General features: G+C 35.7%; 20 protein-coding genes, 1 tRNA gene and 1 pseudogene. 14 read left to right on the top strand and 8 right to left on the bottom strand.

What is annotated here, in order from left to right:
• Positions 1–78 precede the first annotated feature (78 nt).
• The 3 genes and pseudogenes from ACT9TX_RS05530 to ACT9TX_RS05540 form a co-directional block, all read left to right on the top strand.
• Positions 79–303: pseudogene (locus ACT9TX_RS05530) on the top strand (type I restriction enzyme subunit R domain-containing protein); the annotation flags it as partial.
• A gap of 78 nt (positions 304–381) precedes the next feature.
• Entirely contained in the window at positions 382–1,161 is a 780-nt protein-coding gene (locus ACT9TX_RS05535) for a type I restriction endonuclease subunit R, EcoR124 family (protein WP_481337378.1), read from the top strand.
• A 27-nt stretch (positions 1,162–1,188) separates the two neighbouring features.
• Positions 1,189–2,358, top strand: a complete 1,170-nt coding sequence (locus ACT9TX_RS05540) for a HEPN-associated N-terminal domain-containing protein (protein WP_481337238.1) — start codon at positions 1,189–1,191, stop codon at positions 2,356–2,358.
• Positions 2,359–3,369: 1,011 nt separating this feature from the next.
• Here ACT9TX_RS05540 and ACT9TX_RS05545 read toward each other — a convergent pair.
• A complete protein-coding gene (locus ACT9TX_RS05545; RefSeq protein ID WP_481337239.1) occupies positions 3,370–4,125 on the bottom strand; it encodes a hypothetical protein in 756 nt (251 codons plus the stop codon).
• A 32-nt stretch (positions 4,126–4,157) separates the two neighbouring features.
• Entirely contained in the window at positions 4,158–4,673 is a 516-nt protein-coding gene (locus ACT9TX_RS05550) for a thermonuclease family protein (protein WP_481337240.1), read from the bottom strand.
• A 204-nt stretch (positions 4,674–4,877) separates the two neighbouring features.
• On the opposite strand from ACT9TX_RS05550, the gene ACT9TX_RS05555 reads away from it, so the two are divergent.
• On the top strand, positions 4,878–5,066 hold the full coding sequence (locus ACT9TX_RS05555) for a hypothetical protein (RefSeq protein WP_481337241.1): 189 nt from the start codon (positions 4,878–4,880) through the stop codon (positions 5,064–5,066).
• 92 nt (positions 5,067–5,158) lie between these two features.
• Here ACT9TX_RS05555 and ACT9TX_RS05560 read toward each other — a convergent pair.
• Positions 5,159–5,232, bottom strand: a tRNA-Arg gene (locus ACT9TX_RS05560).
• 105 nt (positions 5,233–5,337) lie between these two features.
• On the opposite strand from ACT9TX_RS05560, the gene ACT9TX_RS05565 reads away from it, so the two are divergent.
• Entirely contained in the window at positions 5,338–6,135 is a 798-nt protein-coding gene (locus ACT9TX_RS05565) for an aromatic amino acid lyase (protein ID WP_481337242.1), read from the top strand.
• On the opposite strand, the gene ACT9TX_RS05570 is transcribed toward ACT9TX_RS05565, so the two are convergent.
• Entirely contained in the window at positions 6,132–6,797 is a 666-nt protein-coding gene (locus ACT9TX_RS05570; protein WP_481337243.1) for a heme exporter protein CcmB, read from the bottom strand. The two genes, ACT9TX_RS05565 and ACT9TX_RS05570, sit on opposite strands and share 4 nt — an antisense overlap.
• Positions 6,798–6,860: 63 nt before the next feature.
• Between ACT9TX_RS05570 and ACT9TX_RS05575 the strand changes: the two genes are divergently transcribed.
• From ACT9TX_RS05575 to ACT9TX_RS05600, 6 genes are all read left to right on the top strand, one after another.
• Entirely contained in the window at positions 6,861–7,661 is an 801-nt protein-coding gene (locus tag ACT9TX_RS05575) for a hypothetical protein (protein WP_481337244.1), read from the top strand.
• Positions 7,662–7,795: 134 nt separating this feature from the next.
• On the top strand, positions 7,796–8,188 hold the full coding sequence (locus ACT9TX_RS05580; protein WP_481337245.1) for a glucosaminidase domain-containing protein: 393 nt from the start codon (positions 7,796–7,798) through the stop codon (positions 8,186–8,188).
• Between the two features lie 6 nt (positions 8,189–8,194).
• Positions 8,195–9,535, top strand: a complete 1,341-nt coding sequence (locus tag ACT9TX_RS05585) for a GDSL-type esterase/lipase family protein (RefSeq protein WP_481337246.1) — start codon at positions 8,195–8,197, stop codon at positions 9,533–9,535.
• Positions 9,536–9,543: 8 nt separating this feature from the next.
• Positions 9,544–11,097: an MBOAT family O-acyltransferase gene (locus ACT9TX_RS05590; RefSeq protein ID WP_481337247.1), complete on the top strand. Its 1,554-nt coding sequence runs from the start codon at positions 9,544–9,546 to the stop codon at positions 11,095–11,097.
• A 44-nt stretch (positions 11,098–11,141) separates the two neighbouring features.
• The gene (locus ACT9TX_RS05595; RefSeq protein WP_481337248.1) at positions 11,142–11,312 is read left to right on the top strand and encodes a hypothetical protein; all 171 of its coding nucleotides are present in this window, start codon (positions 11,142–11,144) and stop codon (positions 11,310–11,312) included.
• Positions 11,294–11,593: a type II toxin-antitoxin system RelE/ParE family toxin gene (locus ACT9TX_RS05600; RefSeq protein ID WP_481337249.1), complete on the top strand. Its 300-nt coding sequence runs from the start codon at positions 11,294–11,296 to the stop codon at positions 11,591–11,593. The genes ACT9TX_RS05595 and ACT9TX_RS05600 overlap by 19 nt, the downstream gene beginning before the upstream one ends.
• Here the strand turns inward: ACT9TX_RS05600 and ACT9TX_RS05605 are convergent.
• The 3 genes from ACT9TX_RS05605 to ACT9TX_RS05615 all read right to left on the bottom strand — a co-directional run bounded on the left by ACT9TX_RS05605 (position 11,590) and on the right by ACT9TX_RS05615 (position 13,905).
• Positions 11,590–12,405, bottom strand: coding sequence for a hypothetical protein (locus tag ACT9TX_RS05605; RefSeq protein WP_481337250.1), 816 nt, complete (start codon positions 12,403–12,405; stop codon positions 11,590–11,592). The two genes, ACT9TX_RS05600 and ACT9TX_RS05605, sit on opposite strands and share 4 nt — an antisense overlap.
• Positions 12,390–12,935 carry a hypothetical protein gene (locus tag ACT9TX_RS05610; protein ID WP_481337251.1) on the bottom strand — a complete coding sequence of 182 codons (546 nt, stop codon included), beginning with the start codon at positions 12,933–12,935 and terminating at the stop codon, positions 12,390–12,392. The genes ACT9TX_RS05605 and ACT9TX_RS05610 overlap by 16 nt, the downstream gene beginning before the upstream one ends.
• Positions 12,936–13,317: 382 nt before the next feature.
• Positions 13,318–13,905: a thymidine kinase gene (locus tag ACT9TX_RS05615; protein ID WP_481337252.1), complete on the bottom strand. Its 588-nt coding sequence runs from the start codon at positions 13,903–13,905 to the stop codon at positions 13,318–13,320.
• A 72-nt stretch (positions 13,906–13,977) separates the two neighbouring features.
• Here ACT9TX_RS05615 and ACT9TX_RS05620 point away from each other — a divergent pair, with 72 nt between their 5' ends.
• The 3 genes from ACT9TX_RS05620 (at position 13,978) to ACT9TX_RS05630 (ending at position 15,373) form a co-directional block, all read left to right on the top strand.
• Positions 13,978–14,667, top strand: a complete 690-nt coding sequence (locus ACT9TX_RS05620; RefSeq protein WP_481337253.1) for a hypothetical protein — start codon at positions 13,978–13,980, stop codon at positions 14,665–14,667.
• Between the two features lie 110 nt (positions 14,668–14,777).
• Positions 14,778–15,011: a hypothetical protein gene (locus ACT9TX_RS05625; protein WP_481337254.1), complete on the top strand. Its 234-nt coding sequence runs from the start codon at positions 14,778–14,780 to the stop codon at positions 15,009–15,011.
• A complete protein-coding gene (locus tag ACT9TX_RS05630) occupies positions 14,993–15,373 on the top strand; it encodes a type II toxin-antitoxin system VapC family toxin (RefSeq protein WP_481337255.1) in 381 nt (126 codons plus the stop codon). The genes ACT9TX_RS05625 and ACT9TX_RS05630 overlap by 19 nt, the downstream gene beginning before the upstream one ends.
• Before the next feature lie 8 nt (positions 15,374–15,381).
• On the opposite strand, the gene ACT9TX_RS05635 is transcribed toward ACT9TX_RS05630, so the two are convergent.
• Positions 15,382–16,656, bottom strand: coding sequence for a 3-deoxy-D-manno-octulosonic acid transferase (locus tag ACT9TX_RS05635; protein ID WP_481337256.1), 1,275 nt, complete (start codon positions 16,654–16,656; stop codon positions 15,382–15,384).
• Between the last annotated feature and the right edge of the window lie 23 nt (positions 16,657–16,679).

The following is a 16,679-nucleotide window of genomic DNA, read 5'->3' on the forward strand; positions in this document are numbered from 1 at the left end:
TGAGTTTGATGAGTGTGGTAACTTTTAAACTCTTTTCGATGCTCACTTATTTTATAACTAGCAACTTGCGTTAATTATTATAAAGACATTGCAAAAAGAGTAAAAGAAAGAGAAAAAGCAACAGCTAAAGAAGATGATAGACTAGATATTTTATTAGTAGTAAACATGTTTCTTACAGGCTTTGATGCCAAGAAGCTTAATACCATGTATGTAGATAAAAACTTGAAGTATCATGGTTTGATTCAAGCATTCTCACGTACCAATCGTATTTTAAACGAACAAAAATCACAAGGCAATATCGTTTGCTTTCGCAACCTAAAATCTGCTACAGATGATGCAATTACTTTGTTTTCAAACAAAGAAGCAATAGATGTTATAATCATGCAACCAGTAGAAGATTATATTGAGCAATTCAATAAAGCCTTTCAACAATTAAAAAATATAGCACCAACTGTAAATAGTGTTGATGATTTAAAAGACGAAAATGAACAGCTAGAGTTCATAAAAGCCTTTAGAGAGTTAATGAGGCTCAAAAATGTCCTAACCACATTTGCCGATTTTACTTTTGATAAAGTAGAAATGCCTGAACAGGATTTTGCAGACTATCGCAGTAAATATTTAGACTTATACGACAGCACAAAAAATACAGGCACAAAAGAAAAAGCATCCATCTTAAACGATGTAGATTTTGAGTTAGAACTCATTCACCGTGACGAAATAAATGTGGCCTATATTCTAAAGCTATTGGCAAACTTAAAAGGCGGTACAAAAGAAGAGCAAGAAAAGCAACGTAAGCAAATTATTGACTTGCTCACAGGCGAATTACAATTACGTTCTAAGAAAGAATTAATTGAAAAATTCATAGAAGAGAACTTACCCCAAATCAATGATGCAGAAGAAATACCAGAAGCCTTCAACACATTTTTAGAAGCCGAAAAACAAGCTGCATTTAATGAGTTGTGCAAAGAAGAAAAATTAGATCCCACAAAACTAAATACTGTAATAGGCGACTATTTATTTACAGAACGTAAACCTTTGCCAGATGATATTGTAAACATGCTCGAAACAAAACCCAAACTACTAGAACGCAAAAAACTAACCGAAAGAATTATAGATAAAGTGATGAAATTTATTGATACTTTTATTAATGGCTTAGCATAATGATATAATTCTTAATATCTATTTCGCATGAAAAAATTTGGCAATGATGTGGATTATTCTGTATATAATTTTGATGCACCTGAATTGATTTGTAGTCACCATATAAATCAACCCCTCATTCAAAAATTCATCCTTGCAAATGGCAAAAGAGGTCGATGTGAATTTTGTGATAGATTGATGAAAGTTATATCACTTTCAGAGGTATTGAAACTGATTGTACTAGGTATTGAATGTGTGTTTGAAGATGCTGTAGAAAGCAGGTGGCGAGATAAAGAAGGTCAGCATGGCTTTATTGGAGATACAAAAGATTTTTACGATGTTTTTTATGAAGATTTTTTAGAATTGCACATTGATAATAAACTACTTGATGTTATTTATAAATACCTAGAAAATTCAGAAATTATTTATTGTCAAAAGGATGAATTTGGTAGTGAATCTGATTATTTAACTAGTTTATGGGATTTTTTTAAAGAAATAGTAAAACATAAGGCGAGGTTTGTATTTTATTACGATAACGCTTTTGATAATTATAACTACTTCAAACCATCCTCTATACTTTCGAAGGTTCAATCTTCAATTTTAGATTTGAATTTATTTAGAACTATTAAAACTACTGACAAAATTTATCGTTGTACACAACACGATAAGCTTGACAGTGTTGGAGTAGATGGTGCAAGGATTGCTTCAAGTCCTACTCATTTCTGTAAACATAATAATCGAATGAGCCCTGCTGGTATATCCATGTTTTATGGCAGCCCTAGTAAGAAAACTTGTATTTTCGAAGCAGTAAATGCAGATAATGAAGAGAAGCCTTTTTATACAACTGCATACTTCACACCTAAAGTAAATCTTAACTTGGTAGATTTTACTAATCTTCCACCTATTCCAAGTATTTTTGATAAAGTGAAGAATAAGTATATCGACACACTTTTTTTCTTAAAAGGGTTTATATCAGATATTTCAAAACCAATTATCAGTATTGATACTATAATTGATTATATCCCAACACAAATTGTAACTGAATATATTAGATACAATCCAGAATTAAATGCAGATGGTATTATTTATCCCTCTTCTAAAAATCCTTCAAAAGAAAATTTTGTCCTCTTTATGGACCATAAAACCTCACTTGAAAAATTGATATTCCATCCTAATAGTATTAAAGTCGCAAAAGTTAGAAGTCAGCAATTTAGATAATTGGTTTATATTTTTAAATTAATCACATCTACACAGAACAATAAAAATAACAGGCTGCCAAGCTGCAAAACCCACAGCACAGCCCCTTATTTTTACAACAACCGCCAACACGCATGCCACACAGTTTCTTCTATTATTCCCCTTTAGGGGCTAGGGGCATAACTGTCAGGCATCTTGCCCACGCTTCACAGCAGCCACAAAACAAAGCCCAGCACATAACAGCATATCTACTGAGGAATAAAGCCAATAAGGTACGCAGCAGGGTCTATTGTTGTTTTTCATTGGTTTGCCCCACCCCCTGTCATGCAGCGTTCAGTTTTTCAATATAGCAGCAGCATTTCCTTTCCCCCGCCCACGCTTGTAACATTTCCGCTGCCAGCATGGCAAAGCCATCAAGGCGGCAGCGTCGTGGGTCGGGGGTGTTGACAGTGTAATATGCAGTTACCTTAGGTCAGCACTGCACCGGCATTTAACACAGATGAACTTTTGTACAGTCAAGCACAAAATAGAGCTTTATAACATTTCTAAACTTTGGGTTGTGGTTTGATTCATGCCGCCAAAGGTGCTGCCCAATAGGCATCTGCCCAGTAGCAATAATCATCTACTTTCAAGCAACACGTTCCCATCTTTTAATAAAAATGCTAAAGCGAAAGTATTGTGGCATCCCACCGCACAAAGCCCACCAAAAAATTCCGCCATAAACACAAAACCCAACACACAAAAGCCATCATTTATTGCGTTGCTTTTTGGTGTTAAGCCATGCCACTAATGGCTAGTCGCTAAGATTTTTATTAAGGGATTTTGGATTAAACGAAACTTCAACCTATCCAATAAAAAAATCCAAAGGATTTTCCTTTGTTTGAAACACAGGCAATAAAAAAGCCCTCTCTTACGAGAAGGCTTTTACAATCATCTATCAGTCTCACATTTCACTATTCAAATTTAAACTTCCTACCTCTTTGCCTTCCTTACGGTCGTCTGTGGTCGGTTGACGGTCGTCTTTCCTCACAACTACACCCCATCAACTTTTACAATTGATAAAGCATTGTAAGAGCCATTTTTTAAAGGGTATTTCACACCGTTTACATCTTGGTAAAACTCTACACCAAACACCAAAAACAAAGGGTGTGTGCTATTAGGTGCTAGTGCAGTGTTTAAAACATTTGCAGTAGTTGCGGTTTCATCCCAAGGCAATATTGCGGTATTGCTTGATACGGCTTCAAACACTTCATTTTCAAAGTCAATACTTGCACCACTTGCTACCAATCTAAAATGGGTTGTACCACCAGGTGCAGCCACCAAATCAGCAGGTATAAAACTTGGCACAGTTACTTTTAAAGCACCTGTAATGCGGTCAATACTTGGTGTATATGGTGCATACATAGTATTACCAAGTTTGGCATTGATGTTAAACTCAAAGCCTTCCAATAATTCGGCTTCGCCATCAATTACATTTCTTTGCCCACGTACACTGGTAATATCTGCTTGTATTACTTCAACCATTTTTTGCGTTAAGCGGCTCACCATACGGTTATCATTGCTATTCTGCAATATCACACGCAATGAATTACGCAATACCTTACCTGCTTTGCCCGCAGCACCAAACTCATTACCATTTTCTCTAGTACGTTGAAACTTTGGGTCATTAGCAATACGGTCGGCACTTACACCGCCTTTTTCTCTTGCTAAATAGCCATCTTGACTCTTGTAAAAAGTAATGCCACCAATAGTGCCATCTAATTTTAAAATACCTTTTTGCTTTGCCATCTTTTTTTAATTTATGGGGGTTATTTAATTACTTATTTTGTGTTACAGGCACTACAAAAAATAGCCCTGTTTTTGCCGTTTAAATTCCTGTAAACCCAAGGTGGGCATACTTTATTGCTTCCGCATTGCCACAGCCCTTTACGCTTATTTATCGCTATTTCTTGTAGATTCTCTAATGCCATGTTATGGCTATACGCTTTGTAATGCCATGCCAAACCATTGCTCACCATCAAACTATCCCAAGCCATGTTATTAATACTTATGCTTGCAATGCTTCTGCCGTATCTGTCTTTACTGATGCTATCAACCAACACAGTTTTACCAAGCAGCAAGGCATTGGCGTTTTTCGTGGCTTCGCCACCAAAAGCCTGTGTGCTTTCTGGTGCATCTACATTGGCAAGCCTTACCGTAAACACCCTGCCAGCTCTTAGCATTTGGTAAGTATCACCATCTATTACACGTATCACCGTTGCAGTGTATTGTGCATGTAATACAGCCCCGTTAAGGCACATTAAACCAATAAGGATAGTATGTTGCAACAGCTTCATTTCTCAAAGCTATAAAGCATGTAAGCCACTAAAATCAAAGCAGCAAGCGGCTTTGCCGTTCCTGCCGATTTTGCCAACTATTGTAGTTATTTCCTGTCAATTTCTTTAGTATTTTTGTAAGGGCATCACTATATCAAAAGCATAGATAGTGTATAGATGAAGCATGGATAGTGTATTAATCAAGCATTAAATTGAATTATAGTAATGGAACGTATATGTATTTATCCTAAAGATGTGCAAGTAGTTACTGGCAAAAGCGAGAGATATGGAAGAAGTGTTATTCAGCACATTAAAAAGAAACTATCTAAAGAAACGCATCAGCTTGTTACAGTTGAAGAATTTTGCGAATACATGGGGCTTAAATTAGAAAAAGTGGTTAAACTTCTTCCTTAAAAAGCAGTATTAATTTGTTTACCCCATGTTTACCCCAAAAATAAAAAAGCCTTGTAATCAATTGATTTACAAGGCTTTATGCTTATTATAAGTGACCCGGATTGGATTCGAACCAATGACCTACAGCTTAGAAGGCTGTAGCTCTATCCAGCTGAGCTACCGAGTCATTTATTTTGGATGGCAAATTTAAGGGGAAAATTATTCGCAAAACAAGTTTCTCAATTTAATTCTGTAATAAACCTTGTATTTTTAGTGTTAAATCGCCTTTTTGATGAGCTATAATTACCTACCACTTGATAGAAAACCACTTTTCTTTGACCAAATAATTAATCTGCTTGACTACGAACAGCTTGTTTCTATTACGTTTGACGCACATGAACAGATATTAATAGGTAGAGATTATCTAGATAAAAAAATAGCTGAAGGTGCTTTATTAGACAATATCAATGCGATAGATGGCAAAGCCATAGAAGCAAGCGCTATAGTAAATATTCAGCAAGAAATACTTGTGCGAAATGCATTTACCGAAGGTGCAATACTACCTACACCAATAGTAAAGCTTACGCTGATGCTAAAAATAAAAAGCCTTAGCTATGGCAAATCTGGTATAGATATAGAAACTGTAAAACGCCTGATGGAAATGTATAACAACGATATGCTACCAGTACTTTATAGCGATGGCAACTTTAATGATGCTGCGATTTTAAGTCAACTAAGCTTGCCTTTAATTGGCTTGGGTAAAGTGCATTACCAAGGTATATTAATGACAGCTGCTGAAGCTTTAGAAAAGCAAGGCTGGCAAGCTTTACAGTTAAAAAGTAAAGAAGCCATTGCACTAATAAGTGGCTATCAATTTACCAATGCCTACGGCTTATTTTATGCTAAAGAAGCATTAGACAAAAAAACATTAGACAGAAGAGTATTGGACGAAATTATTGCCACACTAATTAATGCAGCTAACACGCCTACAGATGCTATTATCATTGATGCACAAAAAGATGCTATCACTTATCAAACAATAGATAATACTGTACTGGTAAAGGCAATAGAGCGATTACCAAAACATTAATCTTTCCATAAAAAAGGAAATAGAATTACTGCTAGGCCTATTACCAATACATCTAAACCCATTAAAGAAAATACTAGAAACCACCACCCTTCTAACACCACAGCACTGAAAGCTGTGGTTGTAATTTTCATGAGTAAGAGTATTTGAGGAATAATAATTGGAAAGCCCATAATAGCCATTAATGCAGCTGATTGCTGTGCTTTGCCAGCTATGGCCGCTAAAAAAGTGAATACCAAACTAATACTGACGCCACCTAAAATAGTAATGCCTACAAACTGCAAATAATTGGTAAGCGGATTGCCTAATAATAACGTAAACATGGCAAGACTGAGCAAGCTCATCAATACCATGAGCAACAGATTGAACAATATTTTACTGATGATAAAATCTTTAGCGCTAGCAATGGTGTAGAAATACAAAAGGCGTCCTTTATTGTCTTGTAAAAAACTTTTGGCTACCGCATTTACACACACAAACAACTGCGTAATCCAAAAAAGGCCGTCCCAAACTTTATCTTCTGGCTGCCCCATAGATTGATAAATGACAAATATGGTAGAAATTACGTAAAGCAAAATGCCATACAAAGTGTATTGCTGCCTAGTTTCTAGCAGAATATCTTTACGTAAAAGGGCAATAATTGGATGTGAGACTTTTTGTTGCATGAATAAAGCAAAAATAAACTGAGAATATACAATTACTGTATTTTTATTGCTACAAATTAATTTATGAAGAAAGTACCTCGATGGCTTACGTATATCGCTTGTATTTTAATGGCTAACGAAGCTTCTTCGCAAATTATTAATATTGATAAAATAGACACATTACCTTACTATAAAAAGGCAAAATGGAACGGTAATATTGCTGCGGGTTTAGAAATTGATAAACAAAAAAGCACCTTATATGATGCAAGCAATTTTCTAGATATATCGTTACAAAAACAAAGAGAACTATTGATATTTTCTGCAAGCAACAGGTTTACATACAATGGTCCACAGGATTTTTTAAATACTGGCTATTTTCATTTGAGATGGCGACATCATTACAAGAATCAACTGCACATAGAAAATTACACGCAGTTTGGTTGGGATTCTAAAATTGGGTTACGCAATAGGTTTTTGTTAGGTGAAAATTTGCGTTACAACTTTTGGCATAAGCGCAGCTGGGAAATGACTTTTGCAACAGGTGTAATGTATGAACGAGAAACATGGGATTATGATGCCGTAGATAGCAATAAACTACCAAGTAATACAGCAGACATCATTAACAATAGGCTTAAAAGCAATAACTACATCAAATGGGATGGCAATATTTCGCCAATAAGCAGATTAACTTTTGCCATTTTTTACCAAGCAAGATTTAGTAATTTTTTTAAACCAAGGGTAGCTACCGTATTTAGTTTAGATATTGATGCTACCAAACATTTTGGCTTAAGCCTAAAATACACAGGTACTTATGATGCACAACCTGTGGTGCCAATTATGAATTTCTACTACACGCTTAGCAATAATTTGGTGTACCATTTTTAGCCGCAAACGAATCGTTGCATAAATGTTTTACACCAATAAAACACATTTGGCTTTTAAGTGGTCGAAATAAGAAAACTGGCTTATCATAAAGTCACTTTTTTACCTACATTTAATAAACCAAACAATTGCTACCCATGAAAATTATATTTCTAGTGCTCATTGGTATTTGCATTTACTCGCCAATATTTGCAGTTACCGAAAATGATGTTTACTGCTACATGAATAGCATTGGTATACAGCACTCAGAAGTGGTACTAAAACAAGCTATTTACGAAACGGGGCACTTTAAATCGAATATTTTTAAAGCAAAAAATAACCTATTTGGGTTTAGGCGCTCGAAAGGTTATTTAAAATTTAAATCGTGGAAAACCTGCATAGATTTTTATAAAAAATGGCAAGACAAATATTATCATGGTGAAGAAGATTATTACCAATTTTTGCAAAAGAAAAACTTTGCTGGCAGCAAAAAATTTAATTACGCCAAACAACTAAAAAACATCAAAATAAGAGGCTCGCTTAACTGTTAAAGTGCAATGAAGAATAGAATTAAAGAACCTGTAATAATTGTTAGCTCGGTTACATTGATATTGCTGGTTTTGTCTATTATTAAATTGCCAAACATTAAATATTTAAACAGTTACAAAAGCGTAGACATTCTATCAGATTTAAAAAAAGATACCACAAAAAAAGTTACACCAACTATTGTAGATACAGCTAAAACTACAGCTACCGCCAAAAAATTAGATACTGCGTTAATAGCTGATTATAGTACCGATTCACTTACAAGTTTACTCACCTTTTTCAATAAACTAGATCAAGCAAAACCCAAGAACAAAAAAGTACACATTGCTTATTTTGGTGACTCATTTATTGAATCTGATAATATTACGGCCGACTTACGCACCCATTTACAAACACAATTTGGTGGTAGTGGCATTGGCTTTTTGCCTATGCAATCTGTAGTAAGTGCACAATACCATAGCATCAATTTTACTACAAAAGGCTTTTGGCAAGACTATCATTTTAAAAGTAATCCTTACAAGCTAGCACTAGGGTTTACTGGTCATATTTTTTATCCGTTGGGTAATGTTACCACCGCTTATGTTGCTAAAAATAAAGTGCCATTTTACGATATAAAATTGTATACAGGCTTACATGCTACCAATAAAGCCCCTACCATTTTTATAGCAAAAGATGGTAAAGCAGCCACAATAAACGTAAGCAACACTGAGCTTGTAAATGAAACCTATATTAATGCTGCTAATACACCTGTAACCGATGTACGCATCTCTGCATCTGATAACAAGCTACCTGTTTATGGTATAAGTATAGACAACAGTGAAGGTGTATATTTAGATAACTATGCTTACCGTGGCAATAGTAGCTTATTGACCAACCTAATTACCAAAGAAACCTGGCAAGCTTTTAATAAACATCTGCAATACGATTTAATTATTTTACACTACGGCCTTAATGCTATAGAACATGATAAAGAACGTTTTCCTTGGTTTGAAAATAGCATGAACAGGCTGATACAAACGATTAAGCAAAACTTACCGAACACACCCATACTTTTGATAAGTACAAGCGATGTTGCTTACCGCTACAATGGCAAGTATAGCACCGATAAAGCAGTGCCTTTTATGGTGGCTACACAACAAAAAATTGCAACTAATAACAAAGTGGCCTTTTGGGATTTATACAGTGCCATGGGTGGTGAAAACACGATGGTACAGTGGGCAGAAGACAAGCCGACTTTGGCTTATAAAGATTATATTCATGTGAATGATAGAGGTGCAAAAAAAGTAGCTGACATTTTTTATAATAAACTGATGGCATCGAAAAAATATTACCAACAATACGCTAAAAAATAACGAACCACATGATGCGTATTGATGTACATAAACTGCTTAATCAGCTTGCGTTTGACAAGAATGACCCGCTATTATTTAATAGTGCGTTTTTCTTAATTTTCTTTGGTTTCTTTTTAACGGCTTACTTACTATTTCAAAAAACTAAGAACGCTAGAATTTATTTCTTAACGCTGTTTTCGTTATACTTTTTTTACAAAACCTGTGGTTGGTACGTGGGCTTTATTTTACTAGCTGCGGTGGTAGATTTTAACATTAGTAAAATCATTTACGAAACTACCTCAAAGCATGCACGCAAGGTATTAATGACAATGAGCATTTTACTAAACGTGGGTTTGTTGTTTTACTTTAAATATACCAACTTCTTTATCGACATTATCAATGATGTTTCGCAACAGCAGTTGCATCCATTGAAGTTAATATTACCAGTGGGTATTTCGTTTTATACGTTTGAAAATGTGAGCTACACAGTGGATGTTTACAAACGAGAAATAAAGCCTGTAGATAAGTTTATAGACTACTTATTTTTCTTATCATTTTTTCCCAAATTAATGATGGGGCCAATAGTTCGTGCTGCTGATTTTTTACCGCAAATAGAGAAAAAGCCCTTTGTAACCGATGAACAATTAGGGCAAGGCTTGTACTTAATTACAGCAGGTATTATTAAAAAAGTCGTCATCAGCGATTATATTAATGCCAACTATGTGATGTATATTTTTGATAATCCCGCAGCACATACTGGGCTTGAATGTTTACTTGCGGTTTATGCTTATGCCATGGTCATCTATTGCGATTTTTCGGGCTATTCTGACATGGCAAGAGGTATGGCCAAATGGATTGGCTTTGAAATCAATCTCAACTTTTTATCGCCCTATCAAAGTAGTTCTATTACTGAGTTTTGGCGCAGGTGGCATATCTCATTATCTAGCTGGCTAAGAGACTACATTTATATACCACTTGGTGGTAACCGTAGTGGGTATTTTAATACTTATAGAAACCTATTTATCACCATGATTATTGGTGGTTTTTGGCATGGTGTAAGTTGGAATTTTATTGCTTGGGGCGCTTTGCATGGCATGGCTTTGGCGCTACACAAGCTGCAAAAAGATTACGAGGCAAAGCCGCTTTTAGTCATTCCATATTCACCTAAAACCACCAAGATCGTTAATAGAATATTGGTTGACTTACCTGTATTTAAAGTACCTTACTCACCAGCCCTTACCAAAATGCTAAAAGTGATGGCAACATTTCATTTTGTATGCCTTGGTTGGATATTTTTTAGGTGTGATTCTTTTACTGATAGTTGGACTTTTATCAACCAAATTTTTTCACATTTTAGTATTGCGGTTTTACCACAATTAGTGGCTAATTATGCCAATGTCATTATCATGCTGTGGCTTGGCTTTTTGCTACATAGCATTACTTCACCTACCGAATTAGAATACCAAAAGTTCTTAACCAAGCTATCTACACCACTTAAAATTGTGTATCTATTTGCAGCTATTTACTTAGCTATTCAGTTTAAACAAGCAGATGTGATTAAGCCAATTTATTTGCAGTTTTAGAGATTAATTTTAAGACAAATCACTATTTTTACTAAAAGGTTTTTATGGAAACGATTACTATTGAAAAGAAAAAATATGTTGTAGTAGAGCAAAAGAAATTTGAAGAACTGCAATCATTAGCCGCAGCTAAAAGCACCCCACAAAAAAAGCTTTCTGTAAAAGCTGCAAAATCACATACTCATAAATTAATTGATGCATGGGCAAAAGGAAAATAACCGTACTTGAAGAAGCCGCAACTTCAATTGCAGAGATAGCCTTTTACATTGAAGCAAAAGGATTACCCGAAACAGCCAAAAAATTGGTTGATGACGTTTTTGACTACTTTGATGAGATAGCAATTGATACAGCTACACACAAATTATGCAGCTACAAAAGATGGCAGCCTTTAGGTTATCATTGTGTGAGTTATAAAAAAAAGTACGTTATAGCATATCTCAACTTACATGATGAGATTACCATTTGCGACTTTGTTGCTGGCAAACTCTTAAAAAATTAGCCCTTCTCAACCACCAGATCATTAGCCAATTTCTCTTTCACCTCTACAATTTTGCTTTGTATTTCTGTAATTGATGCGTCTAAGTCAGCTATTTTAAGTGGTAGTGCTTCTGTGTTTTTAGAAATGTCTTCAAGCTTAGTTTTAAGTACTTCAATATCTTTCTCTACGCTTACAATTTTCTCTTCTTTTTCAATTATCCACGCTTCTACTTTGGTTTTAAAACTATCTGTCCAAGCGGTTTCTAACTTTTCATTTAAGTCTTTCAATTGGTCTTTTAGCTTGCCTATATAGTCTTTTTGCTGTGCAATACGGTCTTGAAAGCGTTGTGCAAATGCTTGTTGGTTTTGCAAATAACTTTCTTGCTTGGCTTTATAATCTTGCTGATTAACCAATCTTTTCTCTAGCATGTCTAAAAACTCACGCTGTTTTTTAGACCATTCTTCACGTTTTTCATCACGCTCTTTTTTCTTTATTTCCCATTCTTCTTGGCGTTTTTGTTGCGCCTCTTTGTGTTCTTCCCAAGCTTTATTTAAGTCCTCTTTGATGGCATCAATATTTGCAAACACTTGTCCTTTATGTTCTCTAGTCAACACATCTTTATACGTACCGATAAAATTGCGTACATCGTTTAAGGTTTCGGTACGGCTACGAAGGCTGTACTTACTGTCTTCTGGCTTGGCTATTAAATGCCAAGGTTTTGCATCGTCTGCAACTAAATTTTGCTCTTGTAAAAATGCATAAAACTTTACCACATAAGCTTGCAGTTCTTCAATGGCTGTGGCAGGCGCACAAGCATTTACAACCACACACACAATTTCTCGGTTATAGCTAAGGATTGAGCTTGTTGCTTTGAACGTATTTCTCTTTCTTGGGCAAATAACTCATCTTCCTTATCTTTTACAATAGTTCTAATATGGTTGTAAGTATCCCAAGCGGTGGTGCGGCGGTCTTTAGTAGCCCAACGTTGATGTTTAAAAAACTCGAAGGTTTGGTTGGCTATTTCTCTTAGGCTTTTAAAATCGTCTTTAGTAATGATGTCTTGTGCCAATACGTTGTTAGCAGCTACTGCTAGCTTTGCCACCATCTCTTCGCCCTCTTGAGTAAACGCTTCATTGGCTGCTTCTACAGTGGCTTCTTTTTCGGTAATGGTTTTTACTAATTGTTCAAAGGCAGCCAATGTGGTGGCTTTATCTTCTACGCTTTCAAATTGGGCAGCTTTTAAGTTTTCGTCTATTTCTTTTTTTCTGTTCCAAATGTCTCGGCTAGAAAACTGGCTTACGCCAAATTCTTGAATAAGGGTGTTAAGCGATGTAAGCTTTTTGTTGATATCTACGCTTGTCATAACAATGGTTGAAGCAGCAAAAATGCAGCAAAAGTGAATATGTATAGCTAACACAAGTTATCGCAATAGAAAAATGACGAGCAAAACCGAGGATTGGGGCTAAAAAGCTAGCTGATAACTAAAGGCTTGGCTATGTATTTCTATGCTCTATCTATACTCATCCTTCGTTCATCCTTCGTTATAATTATGCTACAGTACTGCTATAGGTATTAGGCGAAATGTCTTTTAGGTTGACTTACGTGTTAAGTGTTGCTTTACAAAATGTAGCGCAGCGAACAGAACGTACAAGGACGCAACAGGCGCTAAATAGCAGTACTAGCGCTGGTTACAAAAGAAAAAAGGATTTAACCCTTAGAAAGATTTTGAAAAACTTATAGGCTTCTTAGATAGCTTGCTTGGCGGCTTCGCCTTCGGCAAAACATTTCCAACAGCGAGGCTCGTAGGTATCTTTTTCGCCTAGTAGTACTTGGCCGCCTTCTTCGGTTTTGCGGTACGACACGTTGGCGATATGCCCACATTTTACGCAAATAGCGTGTAGCTTGGTAATGTAATCGGCTATTGACAAAAGGTTAGGCATTTGACCAAAAGGCTGACCTTTGTAATCCATATCTAAACCTGCTACAATTACACGAATGCCACGTAGCGCAAGGGTTTGACATACATTCATAATCTGGTCATCAAAAAATTGCGCCTCGTCTATACCTACCACATCTACATCTTGCGCCAATAGTAAAATGGTTTGTGAATTATCAATTGGTGTAGATTGTATGGCATTGGCATCGTGGCTTACCACTTTGGTTTCATCGTAACGAATATCGATAGCGGGTTTAAAAATTTCTACCTTTAGGTTGGCAATTTTTACACGTTTCAATCGACGAATGAGTTCTTCGGTTTTACCGCTAAACATACTGCCACAAATCACTTCAATCCAGCCTCTTCTTTCGCCACTTAAACTAGGTTCTATAAACATGTAAAATATATTGTAGTAAAAAACGTTAGTAAATAGATTGCTTTCTTTAAAACGCCAAAAATATCACATCTTATGGAAAAGGTACATCTTCTTATTAACAGATTGAAAGAACAGCTTGAACAACAAGCTAGCAACGATAGTTTGCTTATAACTGCACAAATGCTAGTGATAGAATTGCAGGCAAAACACTTGCAACAACCAAGTGGCAAAGTGGCTGTAACTATGCCTTACAGGCAGCAGCAAGACTATGTTGCACCAACAGTTGAAGCTAAAATTGTAGAAATTCCACAACCATTAGATACAGAGGATTTTATAGCCGAAGAAGAAATTGTGGCTAAAGAAGAAGCGGTAGCTTTTAAGCACCATCAGTTTTTTGACGATGCATTTGCCAACCTGCCTACTGTAGCGTTTCAAGAGCCTAAAGAAGTATTTGCACTGAACGATGTAATGATGACAGAGGAAGAAAATGTAAATACTAAATGGCAAGCAAAGCAAGTAGAAGTAGCGACAGTATTAGAAAAATCGCCAATTAAGGATTTGAAAAAAGCCATTAATGTAAACGACCGCTACTTATTTATCAACGAGCTATTTAGAGGCGATGAAGCAATGTATGAACGCAGCTTGAAAACCATTCAAGGGTTTAGCATATTGCCTGAAGCGATATTTTGGATACAAAGAGAACTAAAAGTAAAACTTGGCTGGCAAGAAGGTAGCCCTGCTGTGAAATTGTTTGATCAATTGGTGAGTAGACGGTTTTCGTAGTGGGGTGGCTCGCAGATTTCGCAGAAAACGCAGATTTGGGGCAATCAATTAATATGCACATGAGCTAGTAAAGAAGTACATTTGTGAACACAAGTACCTAATTTACAAACATGATAAAAACACATGTAACGCCAACAGATGGCAATATTTCTATAAAAGTGCCACAAGATTATATTGGCAAGCAAGTAGAAGTTTTGATGTACAAAGTGGATGAATTGGTAGATATACAAGCTACAAAACCGCTTACTATGTCAGCCTATAAAGGGTTATTGAGTAAAGCTGAAGCAACTGAATTACAAGATTTAGTTTCAAAAAGCAGAGAAGAATGGAAAGACAGTATTTAATAGACACAAACGCTGTTATTGATTATTTAGGCAACATTTTACCTCCAGCGGGTGAAGCATTCATGGATGATATTATTCCATCAATTTCTACAATTACACGTATTGAAGTATTAGGTTGGTATAAAGCCTCACCAAATCAATTATTACAGTTACAACCTTTTATAGGTAGCACTAAGCAATATCCATTAGATGAAGCAGTAATTAATGCTACAATTACACTAAGGCAATTGTATAAAATTAAAACACCAGATGCTATTATCGCTGCCACTGCTTTAACTCACAATCTTGTTTTGATAAGCAGGAATACCAATGATTTCAAACATATTGTTGGATTAACATGCATAAATCCACACAGCTTGTAAATTACTTTCTAAAGAATAGAAGTAATATACCCAACAATTTCATCTGTTGCGCCCACTTTACTAGCAACATAATTACCTGCATCAACACATGCCTTATCATAAGCTGTTTTATCTGCTAGTAACTCATTGAATAAGGCTTCTAGTTCTAGTGCATTATCTACTGTAAAGCCACCACCTGCATCTATCAACTCTTCTGCTTCAATGTATTTATCGTACACGGGACCAAATACGACAGGTTTGCCATACACAGCTGCCTCTAACACATTGTGAATACCTTCATCACCAAAACCACCACCTACAAAACAAATAGTAGCGTAATGGTAGAGTTTGCTGAGCAAGCCGATGTTGTTGATGAGAAGAATGTTACTGGCTACTTGTTGCTGATTGCTAGTTGTTTCACCATTGACTGTTGACCATTGAATATTGGCTAAATCACTATACAACACCACGTTTTTATACAAACCTACGCATTCATCTATCCTACTTTGTTGAATATCGTGTGGTGCAATAATGAACCTGATATGTGGATGTTTCTTGGCATAATGCTGTAACTCTTTATCATCTTCTAGCCAGGTACTGCCAGCTACAATTACAGGCTCGTTACCAATAAAATCCTCTACAATTTTAATGGGCGAAAAACGGGCAGCTATTTCTTTTACACGGTCAAAACGAGTATCACCACTGACGCTAACATTTATGACACCAATGCTGGTTAATAAATCAGCCGAAGCTTGATTTTGCACAAAACAATAGCTAAAACTTTGTACCATTTTTCTGTAAAAACCACCGTACCATTTAAAGAAAACTTGGTCATCTCTAAAAATACCTGATACTAGCAACAAAGGAATTTGACGTTGTTTGGCTTCTTGCAAGTAATAAAACCAAAACTCATATTTTACAAATAATACCAATGAGGGCTTTACAATATCGTAAAAGCGCTTAGCATTTTTAGCGCTATCCATTGGCAAATAAAATATCCAATCTGCACCTTGGTAATTTTTACGTATCTCATAACCAGATGGTGAAAAAAACGTGATCAAAAATTTGGTATCAGGTTGTTGTAATTTTAGTTGTTCTACAATAGGCAATCCTTGCTCAAATTCGCCTAAAGACGCACAATGCATCCAAACTACCTTGGCGGTATTATTGGCAAATGCTTTTTCTAATTCATTAAAAATGGATTGCCTGCCTTTTATCCACAGCTTTGCTTTTTCGTTACTAAAGCTTAATAAACGAGCAACTATTGGATAAACTGCAATAAATAAATGGTATAAGAATTTCAAAATTGTACAGAATTTACAACTAC

It is taken from the genome of Parasediminibacterium sp. HNIBRBA5674, from assembly GCF_056745525.1.